The organism is Cuniculiplasma divulgatum, from assembly GCA_031200235.1.
Taxonomy (GTDB): Archaea; Thermoplasmatota; Thermoplasmata; order Thermoplasmatales; family Thermoplasmataceae; genus UBA509.
In genome coordinates this window covers 1,162,464-1,181,690 of record CP133595.1, presented here as the reverse complement: position 1 = coordinate 1,181,690, position 19,227 = coordinate 1,162,464, and the positions used below count along the sequence as shown (strand labels likewise).

General features: G+C 50.8%; 17 protein-coding genes. 7 read left to right on the top strand and 10 right to left on the bottom strand.

Features of this window, described 5'->3' with window-relative positions; genetic code table 11:
* Positions 1 to 106: 106 nt before the first annotated feature.
* Positions 107 to 1,921 carry an aldehyde ferredoxin oxidoreductase family protein gene (locus RE469_06190; GenBank protein ID WMT43792.1) on the top strand — a complete coding sequence of 605 codons (1,815 nt, stop codon included), beginning with the start codon at positions 107 to 109 and terminating at the stop codon, positions 1,919 to 1,921.
* Here the strand turns inward: RE469_06190 and RE469_06185 are convergent, their stop codons facing one another.
* The gene (locus RE469_06185; protein ID WMT43791.1) at positions 1,922 to 2,197 is read right to left on the bottom strand and encodes a ubiquitin-like small modifier protein 1; all 276 of its coding nucleotides are present in this window, start codon (positions 2,195 to 2,197) and stop codon (positions 1,922 to 1,924) included.
* A 120-nt stretch (positions 2,198 to 2,317) separates the two neighbouring features.
* Between RE469_06185 and RE469_06180 the strand changes: the two genes are divergently transcribed.
* Positions 2,318 to 3,100, top strand: a complete 783-nt coding sequence (locus tag RE469_06180; GenBank protein WMT43790.1) for an ArsA-related P-loop ATPase — start codon at positions 2,318 to 2,320, stop codon at positions 3,098 to 3,100.
* A 2-nt stretch (positions 3,101 to 3,102) separates the two neighbouring features.
* On the opposite strand, the gene RE469_06175 is transcribed toward RE469_06180, so the two are convergent.
* The 4 genes from RE469_06175 to RE469_06160 all read right to left on the bottom strand — a co-directional run bounded on the left by RE469_06175 (position 3,103) and on the right by RE469_06160 (position 8,607).
* A complete protein-coding gene (locus tag RE469_06175) occupies positions 3,103 to 4,995 on the bottom strand; it encodes a molybdopterin biosynthesis protein (protein WMT43789.1) in 1,893 nt (630 codons plus the stop codon).
* A complete protein-coding gene (locus RE469_06170) occupies positions 4,995 to 6,230 on the bottom strand; it encodes a molybdopterin molybdotransferase MoeA (protein WMT43788.1) in 1,236 nt (411 codons plus the stop codon). The genes RE469_06175 and RE469_06170 overlap by 1 nt, the downstream gene beginning before the upstream one ends.
* A gap of 37 nt (positions 6,231 to 6,267) precedes the next feature.
* On the bottom strand, positions 6,268 to 7,677 hold the full coding sequence (locus tag RE469_06165; GenBank protein ID WMT43787.1) for an MFS transporter: 1,410 nt from the start codon (positions 7,675 to 7,677) through the stop codon (positions 6,268 to 6,270).
* A gap of 69 nt (positions 7,678 to 7,746) precedes the next feature.
* Positions 7,747 to 8,607 carry a DMT family transporter gene (locus tag RE469_06160; protein ID WMT43786.1) on the bottom strand — a complete coding sequence of 287 codons (861 nt, stop codon included), beginning with the start codon at positions 8,605 to 8,607 and terminating at the stop codon, positions 7,747 to 7,749.
* Between the two features lie 194 nt (positions 8,608 to 8,801).
* Between RE469_06160 and RE469_06155 the strand changes: the two genes are divergently transcribed.
* From RE469_06155 to RE469_06140, 4 genes are all read left to right on the top strand, one after another.
* Complete coding sequence (locus RE469_06155) at positions 8,802 to 9,368, top strand: hypothetical protein (GenBank protein ID WMT43785.1); 567 nt, start codon at positions 8,802 to 8,804, stop codon at positions 9,366 to 9,368.
* 77 nt (positions 9,369 to 9,445) lie between these two features.
* On the top strand, positions 9,446 to 11,089 hold the full coding sequence (locus RE469_06150; GenBank protein ID WMT43784.1) for a CoA-transferase: 1,644 nt from the start codon (positions 9,446 to 9,448) through the stop codon (positions 11,087 to 11,089).
* Between the two features lie 77 nt (positions 11,090 to 11,166).
* On the top strand, positions 11,167 to 11,790 hold the full coding sequence (locus tag RE469_06145; protein ID WMT43783.1) for an alpha/beta hydrolase: 624 nt from the start codon (positions 11,167 to 11,169) through the stop codon (positions 11,788 to 11,790).
* A 92-nt stretch (positions 11,791 to 11,882) separates the two neighbouring features.
* Complete coding sequence (locus RE469_06140; protein ID WMT43782.1) at positions 11,883 to 12,827, top strand: hypothetical protein; 945 nt, start codon at positions 11,883 to 11,885, stop codon at positions 12,825 to 12,827.
* 50 nt (positions 12,828 to 12,877) lie between these two features.
* On the opposite strand, the gene RE469_06135 is transcribed toward RE469_06140, so the two are convergent.
* The 5 genes from RE469_06135 to RE469_06115 all read right to left on the bottom strand — a co-directional run bounded on the left by RE469_06135 (position 12,878) and on the right by RE469_06115 (position 17,136).
* On the bottom strand, positions 12,878 to 13,165 hold the full coding sequence (locus RE469_06135) for an AzlD domain-containing protein (protein ID WMT43781.1): 288 nt from the start codon (positions 13,163 to 13,165) through the stop codon (positions 12,878 to 12,880).
* On the bottom strand, positions 13,162 to 13,827 hold the full coding sequence (locus RE469_06130) for an AzlC family ABC transporter permease (GenBank protein ID WMT43780.1): 666 nt from the start codon (positions 13,825 to 13,827) through the stop codon (positions 13,162 to 13,164). The genes RE469_06135 and RE469_06130 overlap by 4 nt, the downstream gene beginning before the upstream one ends.
* Positions 13,828 to 13,854: 27 nt before the next feature.
* Positions 13,855 to 14,418 (bottom strand): hypothetical protein, encoded by a 564-nt coding sequence (locus RE469_06125; protein ID WMT43779.1) that lies wholly within the window; start codon positions 14,416 to 14,418, stop codon positions 13,855 to 13,857.
* A gap of 326 nt (positions 14,419 to 14,744) precedes the next feature.
* The gene (locus tag RE469_06120) at positions 14,745 to 15,626 is read right to left on the bottom strand and encodes a proline iminopeptidase-family hydrolase (GenBank protein WMT43778.1); all 882 of its coding nucleotides are present in this window, start codon (positions 15,624 to 15,626) and stop codon (positions 14,745 to 14,747) included.
* Positions 15,627 to 15,690: 64 nt separating this feature from the next.
* Positions 15,691 to 17,136, bottom strand: coding sequence for a sugar porter family MFS transporter (locus RE469_06115; GenBank protein ID WMT43777.1), 1,446 nt, complete (start codon positions 17,134 to 17,136; stop codon positions 15,691 to 15,693).
* A 384-nt stretch (positions 17,137 to 17,520) separates the two neighbouring features.
* Between RE469_06115 and RE469_06110 the strand changes: the two genes are divergently transcribed.
* A complete protein-coding gene (locus tag RE469_06110; protein ID WMT43776.1) occupies positions 17,521 to 19,200 on the top strand; it encodes a radical SAM protein in 1,680 nt (559 codons plus the stop codon).
* The last annotated feature ends 27 nt before the right edge of the window (positions 19,201 to 19,227 follow it).

Sequence of the window (19,227 nt, the reverse complement as noted above, 5' to 3'; positions counted from 1 at the left end):
TGGATAAATCCGCAGGTGTGACTGCCTTTTTCATTGGCAGCCGCCGCATTTTCCGGTACAGGCAAATCCGTATATATCTGGATTGGTTTAGTTTTACAGTGGTATCATGAGTTATGGGGGATATACCGGTAAATTCCTGAGGGTGAACCTTTCAAAGGGTTCAATAAGCATTGAGGACACAAACATGAAGTGGGCCAGGGACTACATAGGCGGCCAGGGCATAGCAACAAGGTATTTTGTGGATGAGGTTGATCCAAAGGTCGATCCCCTCTCACCCGACAATATTATGATCATGGCGCCCGGCCCCCTGACCGGCACAAGCTCTCCAACTGCTGCAAGATACATGGTAGTGACCAAGAGCCCGCTCACCGGCACAATAACCAGGAGCAACTCCGGCGGGTTCTTCGGAGCAAAGCTGAAGCATTCCGGATTTGACATGATAATATTTACCGGGAAGGCTGATCATCCCGTGTACCTTTACGTCCATGACGGCAGGGCGGAACTCAGGGATGCAACTCACCTGTGGGGAAAGGATGTCTTTGAAACCGACGATGCACTGAAAGCCGAGACCGGTGTCAACGTTTCTGTTGCGTGCATAGGCCCGGCAGGAGAGAACATGGTGAAGTTCGCATCCATTGTGAATGACAAGCACAGGGCTGCCGGAAGGAATGGTGTTGGTGCGGTAATGGCCTCCAAGAACCTTAAGGCCGTTGTTGCATCAACAGGAAAAATGCCCCAGATCGGCCATGCCGGGAAGTACAGGGATACCCTCACGGCCATGCTCAAGAAGATCAAGGCCAATCCGGTCACAAGCCAGGGTCTCCCTGCATACGGAACAGAAGTCCTTGTGAACATAATCAACCAGTCTGGAATATTCGGCACAAAAAATTACATGGATTCTGGCAATGACCCGCTTGCAGACATGGTCAGCGGAGAGACTCTTGCCGACACATACCTAATAAGGAACACGCCATGCTTTGCCTGCCCCATTGCGTGCGGCAGGGTATCCAGATACAATGAAAGGGAGACGGAGGGACCTGAATATGAATCCACTTGGGCTCTGGGCCCCAATACAGGCGTACACGATCTCTACACAGTCATAGCCGCAAACGACAACGCGGACAGGCTGGGATATGACACCATAACGGCTGGAAACACATTATCTGCCGCAATGGAGCTCTACGGTGAAAAGAAGATACCCGACAGCGTTGTGGGCCCAACAAAACCGGTCTTCGGCAACTCATCCTTCATCCTGGAGGCCTCTGCCAAACTGGCCTACCGCAAGGATTTCGGAAATGACCTGGCTGAGGGGTCCCTGAGGCTGGCCCGCAAATACGGTGATGAGAATGCGTCCGTGAGCGTCAAGGGACAGGAAATTGCTGCATACGATCCCAGGGGCGCTTACGGAATCGGCCTGGAATATGCCACAAGCAATATCGGCGGGTCCCACATGAGGGCATACACCATTTCCAATGAGATACTGGGTGTTGAACCTGTATCCAAGCCTACAGAAAAGGAAGGCAAGGCTGCTCTGGTGAAGTACGTGCAGGATTTCACCGAGGTCATGGATTCATCCGGGCTCTGCCAGTTCCCGTCCTTTGCACTGAACCTGGACGACTACCTGGCACTTGTGAATGACGTCACGGCCTTCGACTACACAAAGGATGAGATTATGCTGGCTGCAGAGAGAACCTGGAACCTCGAGAGGCTCTTCAACCTGAAAGCTGGCATAAAGCCCGAAGAAGACAGGCTTCCGGAAAGGTTCCTGAAGCAGGCCCTTGAAAAGGGTCCCAACAAGGGAAACACGTTCCCAATGGATTACCTCCTGAAGGACTACTACAGGGTCAGGGGCTGGGATGAGAAGGGAATACCCACAAGGGAGACAATAAAGAGGCTGGGCCTGGAATACTACTCACTGTAGTCACCCTCCGGCCACGGGCGGGAATATGTCCACTGAATCCCCGCTCTTTATGACTTCCTGAAGTCCCTTTCCGAAAATTACGTTGACGCCGTTTATGAGTATTATGACATTTCCCCTGAGTTTTCCGTCCTCAAGCATCAGCTTCCTGAATGGCTCACCATAGCGATGGCAGAGGGAATCCACAACCTCGCCCACCGTTGCCTCCTCATAATCCATGGAATCTTCCTTCATGCCTGTAATCTGCCTGAGATTGGCATAATATTTTACCGTAATCATTGCCCTGAAAACATCGGGATATCATATTTACGCTTTTCTGACGCCATGTGTCTATCCATTTCTTATTGCCTGCAGTGAACCGAAAGCTATTGCGTATATGCTGCAATTGAATTCAGTGGCATGATTGAGGCTTTCGTTGGGAAGGGGGGCGTGGGGAAATCCACGATTTCAGCCGCTTACGCAAGGGTACTGTCAGGTCATGGGAAAACCCTGCTGGTTTCAACGGATTATATGCCGTCACTGAGGCACATATTCACCAGGGACTTCCACAACATAACAGTCATGGAGATATCTGAGTCCGACATTGCTGCGGAGTGGAAATCCAGGTATGGAGACCAGGCTTACGCCATCATATCGGAATTTGCCGATGTGGGACCTGAGATACTTGATCACATTGCCAGCAGCCCCGGTGTGGGGGAAGAGTTCATGATATCACGCATCGTTGATCTCCATGATTCCGGCAGGTATGACTATGTTGTCTGGGACACGCCGGCATCGTCCTCCACCATGCACCTCCTCTCACTGGAAAGGGATTTCTACAACCACCTGGGGCGTGACCTGAAGTTCCTCATCTCCGCAAGGGACCGAATCAGAGGCGACAGGATCGGCGCAATACTGAAGGAGTGGCAGAAGCTTGCACAGGATGTGTGGAATCACATGGAAAAGACCAGATTCTTCCTGGTTTCAACGGCAGATGCCCTGAGCCTGATCCAGGCAGATGAGATCCAGGAGGAATTCAGGAAGATGGGCCTCAGCATATACGGGAGGATACTGAACAGATCCAGGGAGACACTGCCGGGATACAGCCTCTCAATTCCTGAGATGCATGGCACGGTGCAGGAGATTGTGGAAGCCATGATGGAACCCATGGAGCGGATTTTCAGGGAATCACACAACCAGTGACATCACCGGGAATATCCCGAAAAATCCCTGCCAAGAACTTCAGTGAACCATCTGCTCTCAAGGACCTCAAGAAATTTCGAAAGCCTGTCCCGGCTCTCCCTGAGAATGAGGAAATCATATTCCTCCTTTCCAAGAGGTATGAAGTCCAGCCCGTACATTACAGCAGCCTGCCTTATTGCCACACCTGCATCTGCCCTGCCGCTCCAAATGGCATTGGCAACCGCATAGTGTGTTTTTACCTCATAGGTGAACCCCCTGATATCCTTCCCGCTTATGCCTGATGACGAAAGCATGCTGTCTATGAGAATCCTTGTCCCGGAACCATGGTTCCTGTTGACAAATGACAGGCCATGGGAGGCTATGTCCGCCAGTGACCTTATTCCATGAGGATTCCCAGGCCTGACAAGTATTCCCTGTTCCCTTGTGTATCCCTTCACAAGCTCCGCCTTCTTCATTAGATCGTCATCCGAGGAGAAATCATTGTACTTCATGCTTGCCGGATTCAGTATGTGTACTCCTGCAAGGTCAGCTTCCCCTCTCCTTATTGCCTCCACACCTCCCGTGGAGCCGATGTTGATGACCTTTACATTCATTGAGATTTTCCGGAATATTGATTCAATGGCAATGTCATGACTTCCAATGAATGTGAGATCAGGAATCTGCACATCGTCTGAATATAGTGACACCTGGGTCATCTCTCCAGCTTCAATGTACGGCCGATTGCCGTATGCAGAAATGTAGCCGTCTGATCTCATTACCCGGGAAACAGACCCGGAATCGCCCAGGAGAGGATAAGCCACCATGGATTCCCTCTGGATCAGGCTCACAGGCACAAGATTGGTTTTTCCCTGCGCCAGGTGCACCCGGACGGGCACGGTGGCGGAAACCTGTCGTGTTTTCCTCCCAATGCCGCATGCCCCCAGGAGCGCAGGGAGGAATACTGTGTCAAATACCATGATGGCAGACACCGGAAAACCGGGGAGGCCTATGACCGGTGTATTTCCCATCATGGAGAGAAGCGTGGGCTTCCCCGGCTTGACCTCAACGCCGTGGAAAACAATGCCCGGCCTGAACTCCGCAAGAACGTCGTACACCATGTCGCCTTCCCCGGCCGATGTGCTTCCGCTTGTTATGACGGCATCATTTTCTGCAGAGAGCTCGGCTACTGTCTTTCGAATTGCTTCCCTGTCATCCTTAACGATACCGTGGTATGTGGCCTGGAATACCGGATACTGTCTGAGTATGGACTGCACCGCAGCGCCGTTGGATTCATACAGCCGTCCCGGAATCAGATGGCTGCCTGGCTCCAGCAGTTCATTCCCCGTGGAGAGTACGGCAATCCGCATTTTCCTCCTGACGGTGACAGAACTGATTCCAACTGAGTGCAGCACGGCAATCTCCCTTGATCCCACTGTGGTGCCGGCCCTGAGGATGAGTTCACCCCTGGAGAGGTCAGATCCGGCCTGCGAGATGTTCTCGCCCGGTTCCACAGACCTGAATACCTCCAGGGTCTCTCCCTTCTGGCGGGTGTACTCCACCATGATGACAGAATCCGCCCCAACTGGAACCACGGCACCCGTGGCGATTCTTATGCATGTGCCGGGCGCATGCATTTCAAGGGCAGGCTCCCCTATGGATGCTGAACCTGCTATCCTCAGCATCACAGGCGTATCCTGTTCAGCTCCCTCCACGTCCTGCGACCTGACGGCGAACCCGTCCACCTCTGACCTGTCAAAGGGAGGGGAATCAATGCCTGAGAATATGTCCGAATCCAGCACCCTGCCCTGGGCGTCCACCGCATCGATCCTCTCTGATCCTGTTATGCTGCCAATACTCTCCGCAGCAAGCCTTTTTGCCTCTTCCATTCCAACAAGTTTGTGAAATATAAGTGCCATCAGTAAACATCTCCAGTGAGTGTTATGTCCACCATCTCTCCTTCCTCCAGTCCCTCCCTGTTTTCCGGAATCACGGTGATGCCGTTTGAAAGGAGCAGAGACGACAGTATGCCTGACCCTGTAATCCGCAACGGGTCAGCAACAAGCCCATTCTCCGTGTTCCTGACCCTGACACGCAGGTATGATCTCATGCCATCCCTGTTGGCGACTCTTTCGGTCATGGCAGCCCTGACCACGACCCTGGTGCGCTTCAGTCCGGTCTGCACTGCCAGGAACGGGCCCAGGAAGGCCTCCAGGGAGATCAGTGCGGCAACGGGCAGGCCCGACACTGAGAATACTGGCTTCCCGCCAACATCATACAGCGATATGGTGCGGCCGGGCCTGATCATTACTCCACCGAATATCATTTCACCCATCCCGTCAAGCACATCTGCCACAAGGTCCCGGGAACCCAGGCTTGTGCCGCCGGTCACTGCCAGGATGTGGTGCCTGCCTATGCTTTCATCTATGGCGGACCTGATTTTATCCGGATCATCGGGCACCACGCCAAGATCGCCTGTACGCATGTATGCAGATGAAAAATAAGACAGGAGCAGCGGCTGGGTGGTGTTTCTGACACCCATCCCCGGCATGATCTCATTTCCCGTTGATATTATGCCCATTTCCATGATTGCAAAGACCTCCAGCTTTTCTATCCCCACGGCAATGCATGCAGCCATGTGCTGTGCCCTGATGATCTCCCCGCTGCCCACAATCTTCTGGCCGCTGGTAATGTCCTCACCGGCACGCGACACGTTCTCGTACTTCCTCACGGACCGGAACACCCTGAGGGAATTTCCGGACCTTTCCGCATATTCTGCCATAACCACTGCATCTGAGCCTTCAGGCATCTCCCCTCCTGTGTATATCTCATATGCCTGGCCGTGATCCATGGATGCTGGATCGGTTCGCCCAGCCTCAATCTCCCCCTTCACTTCAAGGGTTATGAAATTGTATTCCGAAGCGCCGGATACATCTGATGATACAACGGCATAACCGTCCACGGCGCTCCTGCTGAATGACAGTGAGTTCTCGCGTGCATAAACATCTGATGCTGAGATTCTCCCTGCTGATTCACGTACCGGGATCATTTCAGTGGCGATCCTGTCCCATTTTCTCCCAGCCAGACGCTCCAACGCCGTGGAAAATGCCATGAGGCTACCAAAACCCTGCATCTTCCTCCGGTTGCCTCCCATAGAATTGAATTTTTGTACAGTATTAATCTCTATCGATTCACTGCCCTCTGTTCTTCAGGAGGGATGTGACGGCACCAACAAGGCTGAGTATGGCCGAGATGAACATCACCGTGCGGAATCCCTCTGAGAAGCTGTTGAAGTACTGGGGAGTTATCGCCACAACAGTTCCGGAAAACATCCCCATCGTCAGGGGCCTGGGTATGTAGGCGGATATTATCACTGTTGCAAGAACAATGCTGAACAGCTGGCCCGTGAATCTCATGGTTCCAAGGAATCCCGATGCGGTCCCGGAGTTGTCGCGTGATACTGAACCCATTACGGAATTGGTGTTTGGTGCCGAGAACAACCCGAATCCTATGCCGATTATTCCCAGAAGGACAAGTATATTTGCCCTGGTGAGTGGATGCATGAAATAGAGTCCCAGGAATGAGAGGCCTATTATGAGCATTCCCAACGAAGCAATTGATCTTGACTCGAACCTGTCTGAGAGCCTTCCTGCCACCGGTGACAGTGCAACCATGAACACCGGCTCAGGGAGTATCAGTATGCCGGACATGAAGGGGCTCACGTGAAGTATAACCTGCAGGCATATTGAGAAAATGAACACTATGGAGAACGTGCTGAGGTAATTGAGCAGCGCAGTGAGATTTGATGCGGCAAATGTCCTGTTTCCCCGCAACATTTCCATGGGGACTGCCTCACCTGCCCCATGTGTCCCGTACCTTATGAACAGCATCAGGAAAACCGCTGCAATGGGCAGAATGTAAGCTGACCTCAGGAAACCGGTCACATCCCCAAGCGCTACATATGCAGTCAGTGAAAGTATTGCTCCAGCAAGAAAGGCCGGGCCCATGATCCCTGATGCCGTTGTACGCCTCCTTATCTCAATATTCCTCATGCTTACGGCTGACAGTGCCAGGGCTGCAAGGCCCACGGGGCCAGAGAACAGGAATACAGATCTCCACCCGGTGAACTCTATAAGTATACCTCCCAGAAACGGGGCAAAGGTCAGTCCCAGGTACACTGACATTGCATTGATGCCCAGCGCGAAGCCGCGGCCGCCGCGGGAATACACATAACTCACGATGGCGGTTGAGTTTGTGCTTAAGACTGCTGAGCCAAGTCCTGCCAGGAATACCATGGCAATGAGGAACGAATATGATGAAGAGAATGAGGCAGCAATGGAGGCTACGGCAAATATTATGAGACCGGCACGGAAGATCCTCACTCTCCCCACATCGTCGGAGATTCTTCCAAAGAATATCATGAAGGAGGCCAGGGGAATGAGGTAAACCATGGGTATCAGGGCCACCTGCACAAAGTCCAGGTGGAATGAGACACCAATCCGTGGGACCGCAAATGCGATGGCACTTGATAGGAATGGGGTCACGAATGCAGAAATGGAGGTTGTGGTAAGCACAAGCCTCCTTGAGACTGAATCATTCAATCACATCGCCATGGCATGCATGGCCTGTCCGCACATTAACAGTTCCTTTTTATGTTCACTATGAAGGTATCAGGATAATCCATTCCCTGCATTTCCCTCCGGCACAACAACGGATATCCCGCCCCTGATCCTTGAAAGGAAAATCCCTGTGAACATAACCACGACACCTGCAATGGAGAATATGCTGGGAATCCTGGAGGTCATGAATGCTTCCAGCACCACTGTGAATATGGGTACGCTGAATGCAAGGACGGTTATGCGGTTCACCTTGCTTATGCGTATCATGTAATTCCATAAGAGGAACTGAAGGGCACCGCCAAGTGTCCCCATCCAGGCGAGATCAATGAGAAATCCTGTGGTGATCCTGAGATGGAAATCCAGGGGGCTCAGTGCAAGCATTATTCCTGCGCCCACAATGAACTGTGTTGCATTCACCGCCACAGGGTCCTGGTCCTTGAGCTTCCTGTAAAATACGGTGAAGGTGCCCCAGAAAAATGCGTTGATGACTGTCAGTACCATTCCGACCAGGGTAAAGCCCGAAAGAAGCGGTATACCGTATATGAGAACTCCGGCGAAACCTATGACGATTCCAAGTATTTCCATTCTTGATGGCTTCTCCGATACCAGGAGAAAAGCTATGGGGAGGGAGAAGAGCGGCATTGAATAACTGAGGACTGCTGATTCCGATGGGGACACGTAAAGCAGGCCGTATGCCCAGAACACTGTGCTTGTCACCGTTACGGCGGAAAGGAAGAGAAGGCTCTTTGTCAGTATAATTCTCCTTGAAATTGAAAGCAGCATTGCCCCGGCTATGAGATATCTCAGTCCCATGAAAACAAAGGGCGATGCAAATACGAGCCCATCCTTGGCAAAGAAATACGAAAAAGCGGTAAACACAACGTAAGGCAAAAGAAACTTGAGTTCCTTCAACCATGGGGTGAGCATTCTCCCGGCTAAAGCTTTGCCATAGCCGGTATTTTCACTTTTTCCTTCATGAAAATGTCCTCACAGAAATTCTATTGTTAAGAATTAATGATTAAGATAATGCCATGTTGTGAGCAATGCCACGGAATCCATGATATATCAGGAGCTATATTCATAAGTCGGCAAGGAATAACATATCCATGACAAAGATCAATGATGCCGTGAAACTTGTGGTGAAGGAAAATCCGCTCTACGCAACCATGATAAAAAGCGGCCTTGTTAACTATGCAAATCTTGCCAGGAAGATCCAGCCAACTGTGGAGAGCATGACGGAAAAAGATGTGAAGATCAACACCCTTGTGAAGAGCCTCACCCAGATAAAGCCTGAAACAACGTGGGGCAAGCAGATAGATCTCCTGAGGAATTCCAAGCTCTCACTGGATTACAAGTACAAGGAGAAGCTTGTGCCAAGGCCTGAAGATATAGATAGCAAAGCCATTGTTGCGGTAAGGACACCCCAGGGATTCAAGTGCCTCATGGGAGGGATGGATGACGGCGATCTTGCCCTCATAAAGATAGAACTTCCGGAGGATGCATCCAGAAGTCCTGGACTTACGCTCTTTGTGGTGGAATACCTCATGCTGCAGAAGGTGAACATCGAGAAGATATACCGGTTTGACACGGAGATCATACTGACGGCCAGGCAGGAGGATGCTGTCAAGATTCTTGAGCACCTGAGCAACCTTATCTATAGATCCAAGGTGTAGTTCCAGCCAATAAGCCTGTGCCTTAACGGTTCAGGCATACTGTTTTTATTCAACCTGCCGATGAAAGCGGGATATAAATGAGGCCATCAATATCGCCTGAAGGGGATACTGCATATCTGGACGAGATTCATGATGACAGCGTCCTTGCCGTTTCCGGATTCAACCTTGCAACAACACCGGAGTTCCTCATCCTGGAGCTTTACAAAAAGTACCAGGCCACTGGGCATCCGAAATCCTTGTTCCTGGAGACAGATGCGCTGCCGGCTTCTCCCGGGAGAGCCCTGGATCTCGTTCTGAAGGACATGTCGGAATCAGGTGACTGCGGTTTCATCAAAGGGATGCTTGTTCCCTTCATGGGGTTCTCCCCATATCTCCAGAAAATGACCCTGGAGGACAGATTCCAGGTGTATGGATGGCCAATAGGTATCACCGCTTACTGGTTCAGAGAGGTTGCATCCGGCAGGCCGGGCCTGCTCACCAAGATCGGCATAGACACATTCCTGGATCCGGACCAGGATTCCGGCACCCTGAATGAATCCGCCGCAAGGAACAGGATGTGCTATTCAACAAAGATTGATCTCTTCGGGGAGGAATTCCTCATATACAGGGCACCGAAGCCCAATGTTTCCTTCATCAGGGTCACGTCCTCGGACCGGCTTGGAAACCTCAGCATGGAGGATGAGCCCATAAGGGGAACTGTCATGAGCATAGCGCAGGCCAGCAAAGCCATGCCAAATCCTGGAAAGGTTGTTGCCCAGGTCAAGCGGGTTGTGGCCGATGGGGCATTTTCACCCAGGCAGGTTGAGGTCCCATATCCCCTGGTGGATTACGTTGTGACATCCCCACCTCAATACCACTGGCAGGCAAGTTCATTCGAATATGATCCAAGGGCCTGCTTCAGGGTCAGCCCCGGAAATACCGACCGGCTGCTGGGGGACATGGGTGCCAGCAAATCGCCGCAGCTGCACAGGATCATCGCCAGAAGGGTTGCGCTTGAACTCATACAGTTGCTCAACAGCAAGGGTTCCCCAATACTGATCAACCTAGGAGTGGGTGTTCCGGCTTTGCTTTCCGGAATCATCTCTGAAGAAGGTCTTTCCAGGGATGTTGTGAGCGTGGTGGAATCCGGTCCATGGGGCGGTGTTGCCTTAACGGGACCGGACTTTGGAATCTCCATGGGGGCATTTGCCCTTTCCACCATACCTGACATGTTCTCCAATTATGAAGGAGGGATCATAGACACAGCCTCTCTTGGATTCCTCCAGGTGGATCAGAATGGAAACGTGAATCCTTCATACATACCTGGAAAACTCACGGGCCCTGGAGGATTCCCCGTCATAGCCGAGGGTACGCCGCGGGTTTACTTCGCAGGCACTTTCACCGCCGGAAAGAGCGACATCGCTGTTGAAAATGGAAAGCTGAACATCAGGTCGGATGGCGATGTCCTGAAGTTTGTCAACAGGGTATACAAGATCTTTTTCAGCGGGAAGCAAGCCATGAAATTCACAAAGGAGGTCAGGTATTTCACCGAGAGGGCAGTGTTCACCCTGACAGAGAACGGACTCAGGCTGGATGAGATTGCACCCGGCGCTGATCTGGACCGGGACATACTGGGCAAAATGGAGTTCCGGCCAGTGGTCTCCAGGGAACTCAAGGAGATCCTGCCTGCTGTTTTCTCGGGGAACAGGATGAACCTGAAATACATGATCACGCACCACTGATTGGCACCTTCATTCATGATGTGGCACCAGCATGTACGGTGTCATCAACTTTTAATCTGTAATTGTGATATTCATTCATGTCAGATGAAATAAAACAGGAATACATGCAGTTCAACAACGGCACGCTTTTTCACAGAAAACTTGACACAGGGGCACGAAAGAACATAATCCTTCTCCACGGGTGGTCATTCACCTCCAGGAACTGGAAAGATGTGGGTGCTTTCCAGCATCTTGGCGATCTTGGATTCAATGTCTATGCACCGGACTATCCTGGATTTGGGAACTCCGACCCCCAGGACAGGTATACCATAAAGAGAGGTGACATATCCAGGGGCACAGAATTTGTCAGAGACTACATGGGGCACATTGGTCTGAAGAATGCATATTTGCTTGGCGCCTCCATGGGCGGTGGCATGGTGGTCATGGCAGCCCTGGACATCCCGGATATGGTTGATGGCATCATAGCCGTTGCACCTGCATGGGTGGAAGATCAGAAGGACAGGATGGCTGGAATCACGAAGCCTGTTCTATTTATATGGGGTTCCAATGACAATGTGGTGATGCCTTCCCTTGGGCAGCAGTACTCCTCCATCATAAAGGGATCAAGGCTGGAGATTGTGCAGGATGCACCACACCCTGTATACATAGACCAGCCCATTCGGTTTTTCTCAATAGTTTCTGATTTCCTTCGATCCCACTGAAGCCACCGTTTTGAATTGTGGCTTCCCATCAGCCATGGGAAATTTTAAGACCATATGAATAATTTTTTAACATCCTGATGCTTATTCTCCCTATGATAATTGATGAGATAAACGGAATGCTGAACCGCCAGGTGGTATTCTCTTTTTCAGTTGACCTGCCAATCACGGATTTCTCAATGAAGTACAATCTGCCCATGATCGTCAGGATCAGGATCACCAAAGATGGCGGTTATGCCCTGGTGAACATGGAAAACAGCCCCGGCCTGGATGAAAGCGATCTCAAGGAGATATCGAAATATGATGTGAAGAGGACCAGGGATGCCATAATGGCCAAGGTAGACCTTACTGGAACAAAATTTCTTTCCGGTTTCATAGCCCTGAATGCTGTCCCGTCTCTGGTGGTGGACGGAGTCATCGTCCATGATGGATACTGCTACATATATTTCAGGTTCCACGAGAACGACGAGCAGAACGTAACAAAGGCGCTCAGGCAGAATTTCATGGATTTCAGCAGGTATGCAGTTCAGTACATAGGCCCCAGCACCGGAGCCATAGACGTGTTCAAGGAGCTTTCCGATGTCACGCCCCTGAAGTACGTTGAGATAACATCATCAGTTCCACCATCCTTCATGAACATAACGAATGATCCGGTCATTGTCAATCTGGGGGTGTCGTGGACACGGGAGTTGAAGTATCTTCTGGAGGATGAGATAAGAGCCGTATATTATGACAAGCACTCCCTTCTGACCGACAGGAACAACTTCGTTACCGAAATATCAAAAAAGGATCATATATACGAGACATCATTCACAAATCCACTTATCCAGTTCTTTGTGAAGCAGGCCTCGGAGAATTTCACAATAACCCTGGGAATGCCTCAGAAACTTAACGGGAAAACATTCTCCTTTTCCACCATAGTCCCCCAGATCGTTCTGCCGGACTTTTTTGAGACAATGAGGGAGGCAATCAAGCAGTTCCAGGAATGGGATATAGACATACACTATGTCAGGGATGTTGAGGCCCTGGAATCCCCATAATCACCTGTGTCCGGATTCCATCCGGAATCACGCCCTGAACATAGCTACCTTCATATATACAGGGCCACAAGTGAAACCGCTATGGCCGCAAGCACCGCATATCCCAGATTCCTGGTGCGCAGTGCCACCATGGCTGCGACGACCAGCGACACCAGCGATCCGGCAGTGAATTCCGTTATGTTGTAAACTGCAAGGGCAGAGAAGGCCGAGACTGCAAAAAGGTTGAATATCTGCTCCATGTGCCTGCCCCCGCTGAACCTGGAAATGACAAGCCACGGCACCAGCCTCTGTGAGAGACTGAGAATGGCAAGGACAGCGATCAACAGTATGAGGATCATGCTGGCCTCCTGCTCATCACAATGGCCATACCAGATGCAACTCCCACCAGGATTGGAACTATTATGAAGTATGAAGGCAGGTGCAGCGCTCTTGCCGCAACAGAAACTGCAATGGATGCGGCGGCAGTCACAGCTGTCGATCGGTCGGATATCTTTGGCAGGAGCAGCGCCAGAAAAAGTGCAGGAAGTGCGATGGCTATTGCGGCTTCAACTCCTGGCGGCAGGAAATTCACCAGAATGGAACCAACCGCTGTGGAACCTATCCAGTTCACGTAGGCATAGAGGCTCAGAATCCTCACTGAGCGCTTCGGCAGTGGTGGATCCTGCACGGAGAGGGCGTAAACCTCATCGGTCAGGAGGGGCGCGATTGACATCATATCCTTCAGCGTTATGTCATTCCTGATGCCCCCCACATGCGGGCCGTAAAATGTATGGCGGAGATTGAGCAGGAAAGCTGTCAGGAGAAGCGTGCCAGGATCTATGCCGATGCTCCAGAAACCAACGAAGGCGGACTGGACTGCACCGGAATAAACAAGTGCAGAAAGCGATATTGTGGCCCAGACAGGCACATGAAGTGCTGTTGCTATGGCGCCAAACGCAATGCCGGAAGGGACATAACCTGCAGATATGGCTGTCAGACCGCCCCTTAAATCCCATTTCAAGGAAGGAACACTTCTCCTGTTTCCCCGTCACTGGTTGATGACAAACCTGTCTTCTTCCTTTTCAGGTGCCGGGTTGAAGCTCCTGCGGCCCTGGATAAGATGCACAGCCTCGCCTATTATGAGCCCGGCAGTCAGTGCCAGTACCACGTCAACCGCAAATGCGATGGTACGGTTGGTGGGATAGAGAACTTCCAGCAGTATCCGGGACACATAGGAAGCCAGCCAGATTATAAGGATGGCTGGAGAACGCCTGTAGTATACTTCCCCGTTCTTCATGAAGAATGAAATTCCGCCGCCTATTCTCAGTCCAACGACCGCACCGGCAGGGATCAGGAGAAGGGTGTAATATATATCTGTGTCCCCGAGGTTAAGGAATATTACGAATACCAGAGTTAACAGCACATAGAATACAGGAAGAAAGAGAACCCTTCCTGTGCTGTAGCGCCTCCCGTATATTCCGCGGGCGATCCTCCTTGCCACTATGATTGCGATGATTGCCAGAAAAATGACCAGTGTTTCCATGGAGCCTGTAGATGGCAATCCGGGTTGATTTGCCTGAGTTGCATTTGTATATATGAGGGCTTCCAGCAATGTTATCTCTGACTTAATATGTGTTAAGATTAATATTTTATGATCCATCCTTAGAGCGGTCTTTCATTCCCCGCCCTGATTCGGAGGAACAGCTGTGGGAAGTCGTCCATGAGCTCTGATAATTGGAACTGCCGTCGCGTCATTCAAAACCCTCATACCACCGTGTGAAGTACTGACGGAATATTTCACCCATCCATTTCCCAAAGATTTCACTGGCTTCTTCCAGGATCCAATGCTCCCCAGACATTTATAAATTATGAAAAAATTTGGCATGAATTCGCTCACATCCGGGAACTGGTACCATGCTGCTGAAAAATCCAGGAAAGCTACGAGTCTTCCCTGATGAACCTTTCCAGGAGCCGGTTGTAGCCGTCCCGATCCTCCCACATGGTCAGGTGGGAGCATCCCTTGAATATGACAAGTTCTGAGTTCCTGATCTTGGCGTGTATGAGGTTGGCCACCCCGGGAGTTACCTCATCATATTCCCCCACTGTTATTAGTGTAGGGATTCTTATGTCCTGTATTCTGTCTGTTATGTCCCAGTCCCTTATGGTACCAGTGATGGTGAATTCATTGGGTCCGTTCATTATCCTGTAAACATTCCTCTTATCCCCATATTCAAGTGATCGGGCTACTTCTTCAGGGATGCTGTCCATCCTCAGGAGGTGCTTCCTGTAAAATTCCTTCACAGCGGCCAAATACTCAGGATCTGAGGCATCACCTGTCTCGTCATACCTCCTTATGGCATCCCTGGACACAGGTGTGAGGTTATCTATGAGGCGGTACATTTCTGCCACCGTCAGAGGCACGCTTGATAGGCCCCCGGAAACAATAAGACCCTTCAGCCTGTCCTGATATTTCAGGGAGTACGCCAGCGCCAGTGCCCCGCCATATGATGACCCCATGAGGAAGACCTTTTCGTCTCCGACAAGAGCTTTCCTGAGCTGCTCGGCCTCCTCCACGCCATAATCTATGGTGAATTTGCCCTGATCCGGCTCCTCTGATCTGCCGCAGCCGAACTGGTCGTAAAAAATGACGGTGATGCCGCGATCCGACAGATCTGCAAGCGGCAGAAGATAATCATGGGACATGCCGGGCCCGCCATGCATGGTGATCAGCTTTGCCCGCTCCCTCTCTGCCCTGAATATCCTGTAAAATATGCGGATTCCCTGAATTTCCAGGAACCCATCTTCTGACTTCCCTGCCATCAACTACACCATGTAACTGAAAGGTACTGAAAATATAAATGATACGTCAGGACATGCCCGCGTATCATTTTGGTGATCCTGCATTCTTGCTGCCATGAGATGCCATCTGGTCAAACATCTCCGTTATTTCCTCGACCGATTTTCCCTTTGTGACAGGCATTATCATGTAGAAGACGGCAGCCGCAGCAACAGAGAGCACACCGAATACCACAAGGGACCCTGCTATGTGTATTGTGCTGTCCATGAAGGGAAATATCTCAACTATGGCAAAGTTGGCCATCCAGTCTATGAAGGCTATGAGCGAGGCCATGGTGCCACGGTATTCTGTGGGGAAGTATTCGCCCTGTATGATCCAGCCGGTTCCACCAACGCCGAAGGCAAAGAATACTATGAAGAGGGACATGGCAACCAGCATTCCGATGTCGCTGTTGGCATACTTCAGGGCAGCGCCCAGGAATCCGAACACTGCCATTCCTGTGTATCCGGTTATGGCCAGGGTTCTTCTGCCTGCCCTGTCAATTAACTTGAATCCAATATACGTGGCCGCCACGTTTATGACGGCAAATATTGAAGCTGCCTCAACGGCAAATTCCTCGCTCATTACGCTGCCGCTTGCAGTGGAACCCACAAGATGCAGGCTGCTGATGATCAGCGGACCATAGTAGAATGGTATGTTTATTCCTGTAATCTGCTGGAACATCATGAACAGCCCCACTATGATGAATGCCCTCTTCACCCCGGGCGTCATCCGCTTTCTCCCTGCAGATGACAGGGGATACTCCCTCTTCAGCTCCTCCTCATTTGTGTCCACCCCAAGCCTCTTCAGAGACTCAACGGCTTTCTCATATTTACCCTTGAGAACAAGCCACCTCGGGGATTCCGGCATCACAAACCTGAATCCCAGACCGATGATTGACGGCACTGCAGCCACTCCCAGCATTATCCTCCAGTCAAGGTTGAATGCCTGTGAGGGCAGGCCGTAAAGAACCGCAAGCCCAATGAGATATGCTCCCAGGATACCCACAGTGATCATCCACTGCTGCAGTATGCCGAAACTGCCTCTTCTCCTCTTTGGTGCCCATTCCGCAATGTAGGCGGTTGCAATGGCCGAGTCCGCACCAACTGCAATTCCTATGAGCGTTCTTGAGACCAGCAGCATGAAGAGGTCTACTGTTACAGCGGACAGGATCGCCCCAAGGCTGTATAGAAAGGCATCGAATATGAGCATGTACTTCCTGCCGTATCTGTCAATAAGTCCTGCCGCAAGGAGCGCACCCACTGCGGCACCAAGGGACACCCCTGAGAACAGGTATCCCTTGATGAAGGGATTCACCGTCACGTAGCTTGAGGGGAGAAAGCCCTCCACAATGCCTATGTTTGAGGTATCATAGCCAAAAAGAAATCCTCCTATTGTTGAAAGAACGGTCAGAAGCCAGAAAAATCTTGATGTTTTTCCGTTATCAAGCCTTTCAAGAATCCGTTCCCCGGTTCCAGTGCCTGTGGTTTCCATTCTTCCAGAGCGCAATATCAACTATAAATTTTTGTCAGACGATATTCATGAGCTCGTATTTTCACGGTGTTTTCTCTTGTTTGCTGACAGCTCCAATGCGTGTCCAGCGGGGTTGCATTCCTGACATGTATCACGGAATCAATATATTCGGAAATGTTGATTTCACTGGCTCAGGAATTTTCTGATATCTGTAAGGAATGAAAGAAATACCAATTTTACAGTGTTGAGGCCGTCAGACAGCCAGGTTATATTTATACTTTCTTGCAAAATTTGTTTATTGGGGAAAGTAATTTTTCTCGGGAAATCCCTAAAATTTTCCCGAAAATTTTGGCAAAATATTTATCAATAAAGTACATTTAGCTCCTCAATAAGGAGTAATAGAAAATGACCAAATTTGTTCTGGTATCAGATTCCACATTGAGTTACGAATACAGGAATTTTCCCCTGCTGGATTTTCTGCCATGTGCTCCTGGGCAGGCTATCCCGGGGCCCGTATACAGGTTTCTCAAGGGGCCAGCCCCGCCGGCCCACCCCAATGGTGAAGCTGTTTTTGCGCCATACGCCCTGAGAAAGATTGAGGCTGCACTCCTCAGGAAGTTTCCCAAGAAGGATATTGCTGTGGCGCATGAAGACTATCTGGACAGATTCATAACGGATGACACGAAGGTCATCGGAGTGTCCACCATGGACCCGCTGGGCATAGGCCCAACGACAATGTCATATTACGCATTGTTTGGCGGCGAGATGATGGCATGGGTCCGCAAGGAGTGGGATTCCCTCATAGCCCGTATAAATGCCGCCAGGGCAGGCAAGAAAGCAAAGCTTGTTGTGGGAGGACCTGGAGTATGGGAATTTACAATCCTGAGGGATGAGATAGAGAAATACAACTTTGACTATATAGTCCAGGGCGAAATTGATGATATTGCTGAAACGCTCTTCGAGCAGATTGCCGAGGACAGCATAGATAGCACACTCTTCCACAGGGGTTACATGACATACGACGACGGCTTCAAGAAGGTTGTGAAGAATGATGACCTGTTCCTTGCAAGAGGATTGACGAAATCAGCCTATCCAAGGCTTGAAGACATACCTGAAATAGTAAACCCCTCAATGAAAGGCATGGTTGAGGTAATGAGGGGATGCGGTGTTGGATGCGACTTCTGTGAGGTTACGCTCCGCCCCCTCAGGTACAATTCCGTTGAGAGGATTGTAAACGAGATAAAGGTGAACCAGAGAGGCGGGCTGGATAACGCATGGCTTCACTCCGACGAGATATTCGGATACAAGCACGGCAACATGTTCGCTCCCAACGAGGAGGCGCTTTCCGAGCTGTTTTCCGCAGCCATAGGCGTTCCAGGCATAAAGACCTCCAACCCAACCCACGGGAGGATATCCATACCTGCAGGCTACCCTGAAATGATGGAAAAGCTTTCAAAGATACTGAAAACGGGCCCAAGGAACTGGATAGGAATCCAGACGGGTGTTGAGACCGGCAGCGATGAGCTTGCAAAAAGGCATATGCCCAACAAGACACTTCCGCTGAAGATTGGCCCCGACGGCAGCTGGCAGGAAATTGTCTGGCAGGGAGTGTATGTGGAGACAAGGAATTACTGGAGGCCTGCTTTCACAATACAGGTGGGGCAGGAGGGCGAGACGGTTGAGGATATGTGGGATACCATTTCCATGGTCAACAGGCTCAGCAACTCCTATGCACAGGGAAGGCCATTCGAGTTCACGGTGACTCCTCTGGTAAATGTTCCGCTGGGAAGGATAAAATCAAGGGAACTGAACACGGACGTTCTCACAGCTGATCAGCTTGCAGTGTACTACGCATCCTACAGGCACCTTGCAAAGATGGCCTCAAGGGACGGCTTCAGGGATGCCCATGGAAATATAATTGCAAGGCTTGGCACAGGATCACTCATATCCGGAGGAGGCCTCCTGATGATGAAGTACGTGGAATCCGTTGCCAGGAAGAAAGGCGTTGATATAGATAAGGTCAAGAGGTGGGGACTGGACCAGAGGGATGAGTTCCACTCACTTGCCGCCATGAGCGGCGCCTGATCCCTCTAAACTTATTTTAACCCATTT

Bases quoted from the DNA above. Each gene is read 5' to 3' on its own strand.
- RE469_06190 (WMT43792.1), top strand. From the start codon at position 107: ATGAGTTATGGGGGATATACCGGTAAATTCCTGAGGGTGAACCTTTCA.
- RE469_06185 (WMT43791.1), bottom strand. From the start codon at position 2,197: ATGATTACGGTAAAATATTATGCCAATCTCAGGCAGATTACAGGCATG.
- RE469_06180 (WMT43790.1), top strand. From the start codon at position 2,318: ATGATTGAGGCTTTCGTTGGGAAGGGGGGCGTGGGGAAATCCACGATT.
- RE469_06175 (WMT43789.1), bottom strand. From the start codon at position 4,995: ATGGCACTTATATTTCACAAACTTGTTGGAATGGAAGAGGCAAAAAGG.
- RE469_06170 (WMT43788.1), bottom strand. From the start codon at position 6,230: ATGGGAGGCAACCGGAGGAAGATGCAGGGTTTTGGTAGCCTCATGGCA.
- RE469_06155 (WMT43785.1), top strand. From the start codon at position 8,802: ATGACAAAGATCAATGATGCCGTGAAACTTGTGGTGAAGGAAAATCCG.
- RE469_06150 (WMT43784.1), top strand. From the start codon at position 9,446: ATGAGGCCATCAATATCGCCTGAAGGGGATACTGCATATCTGGACGAG.
- RE469_06145 (WMT43783.1), top strand. From the start codon at position 11,167: ATGTCAGATGAAATAAAACAGGAATACATGCAGTTCAACAACGGCACG.
- RE469_06140 (WMT43782.1), top strand. From the start codon at position 11,883: ATGATAATTGATGAGATAAACGGAATGCTGAACCGCCAGGTGGTATTC.
- RE469_06135 (WMT43781.1), bottom strand. From the start codon at position 13,165: ATGATCCTCATACTGTTGATCGCTGTCCTTGCCATTCTCAGTCTCTCA.
- RE469_06120 (WMT43778.1), bottom strand. From the start codon at position 15,626: ATGGCAGGGAAGTCAGAAGATGGGTTCCTGGAAATTCAGGGAATCCGC.
- RE469_06115 (WMT43777.1), bottom strand. From the start codon at position 17,136: ATGGAAACCACAGGCACTGGAACCGGGGAACGGATTCTTGAAAGGCTT.
- RE469_06110 (WMT43776.1), top strand. From the start codon at position 17,521: ATGACCAAATTTGTTCTGGTATCAGATTCCACATTGAGTTACGAATAC.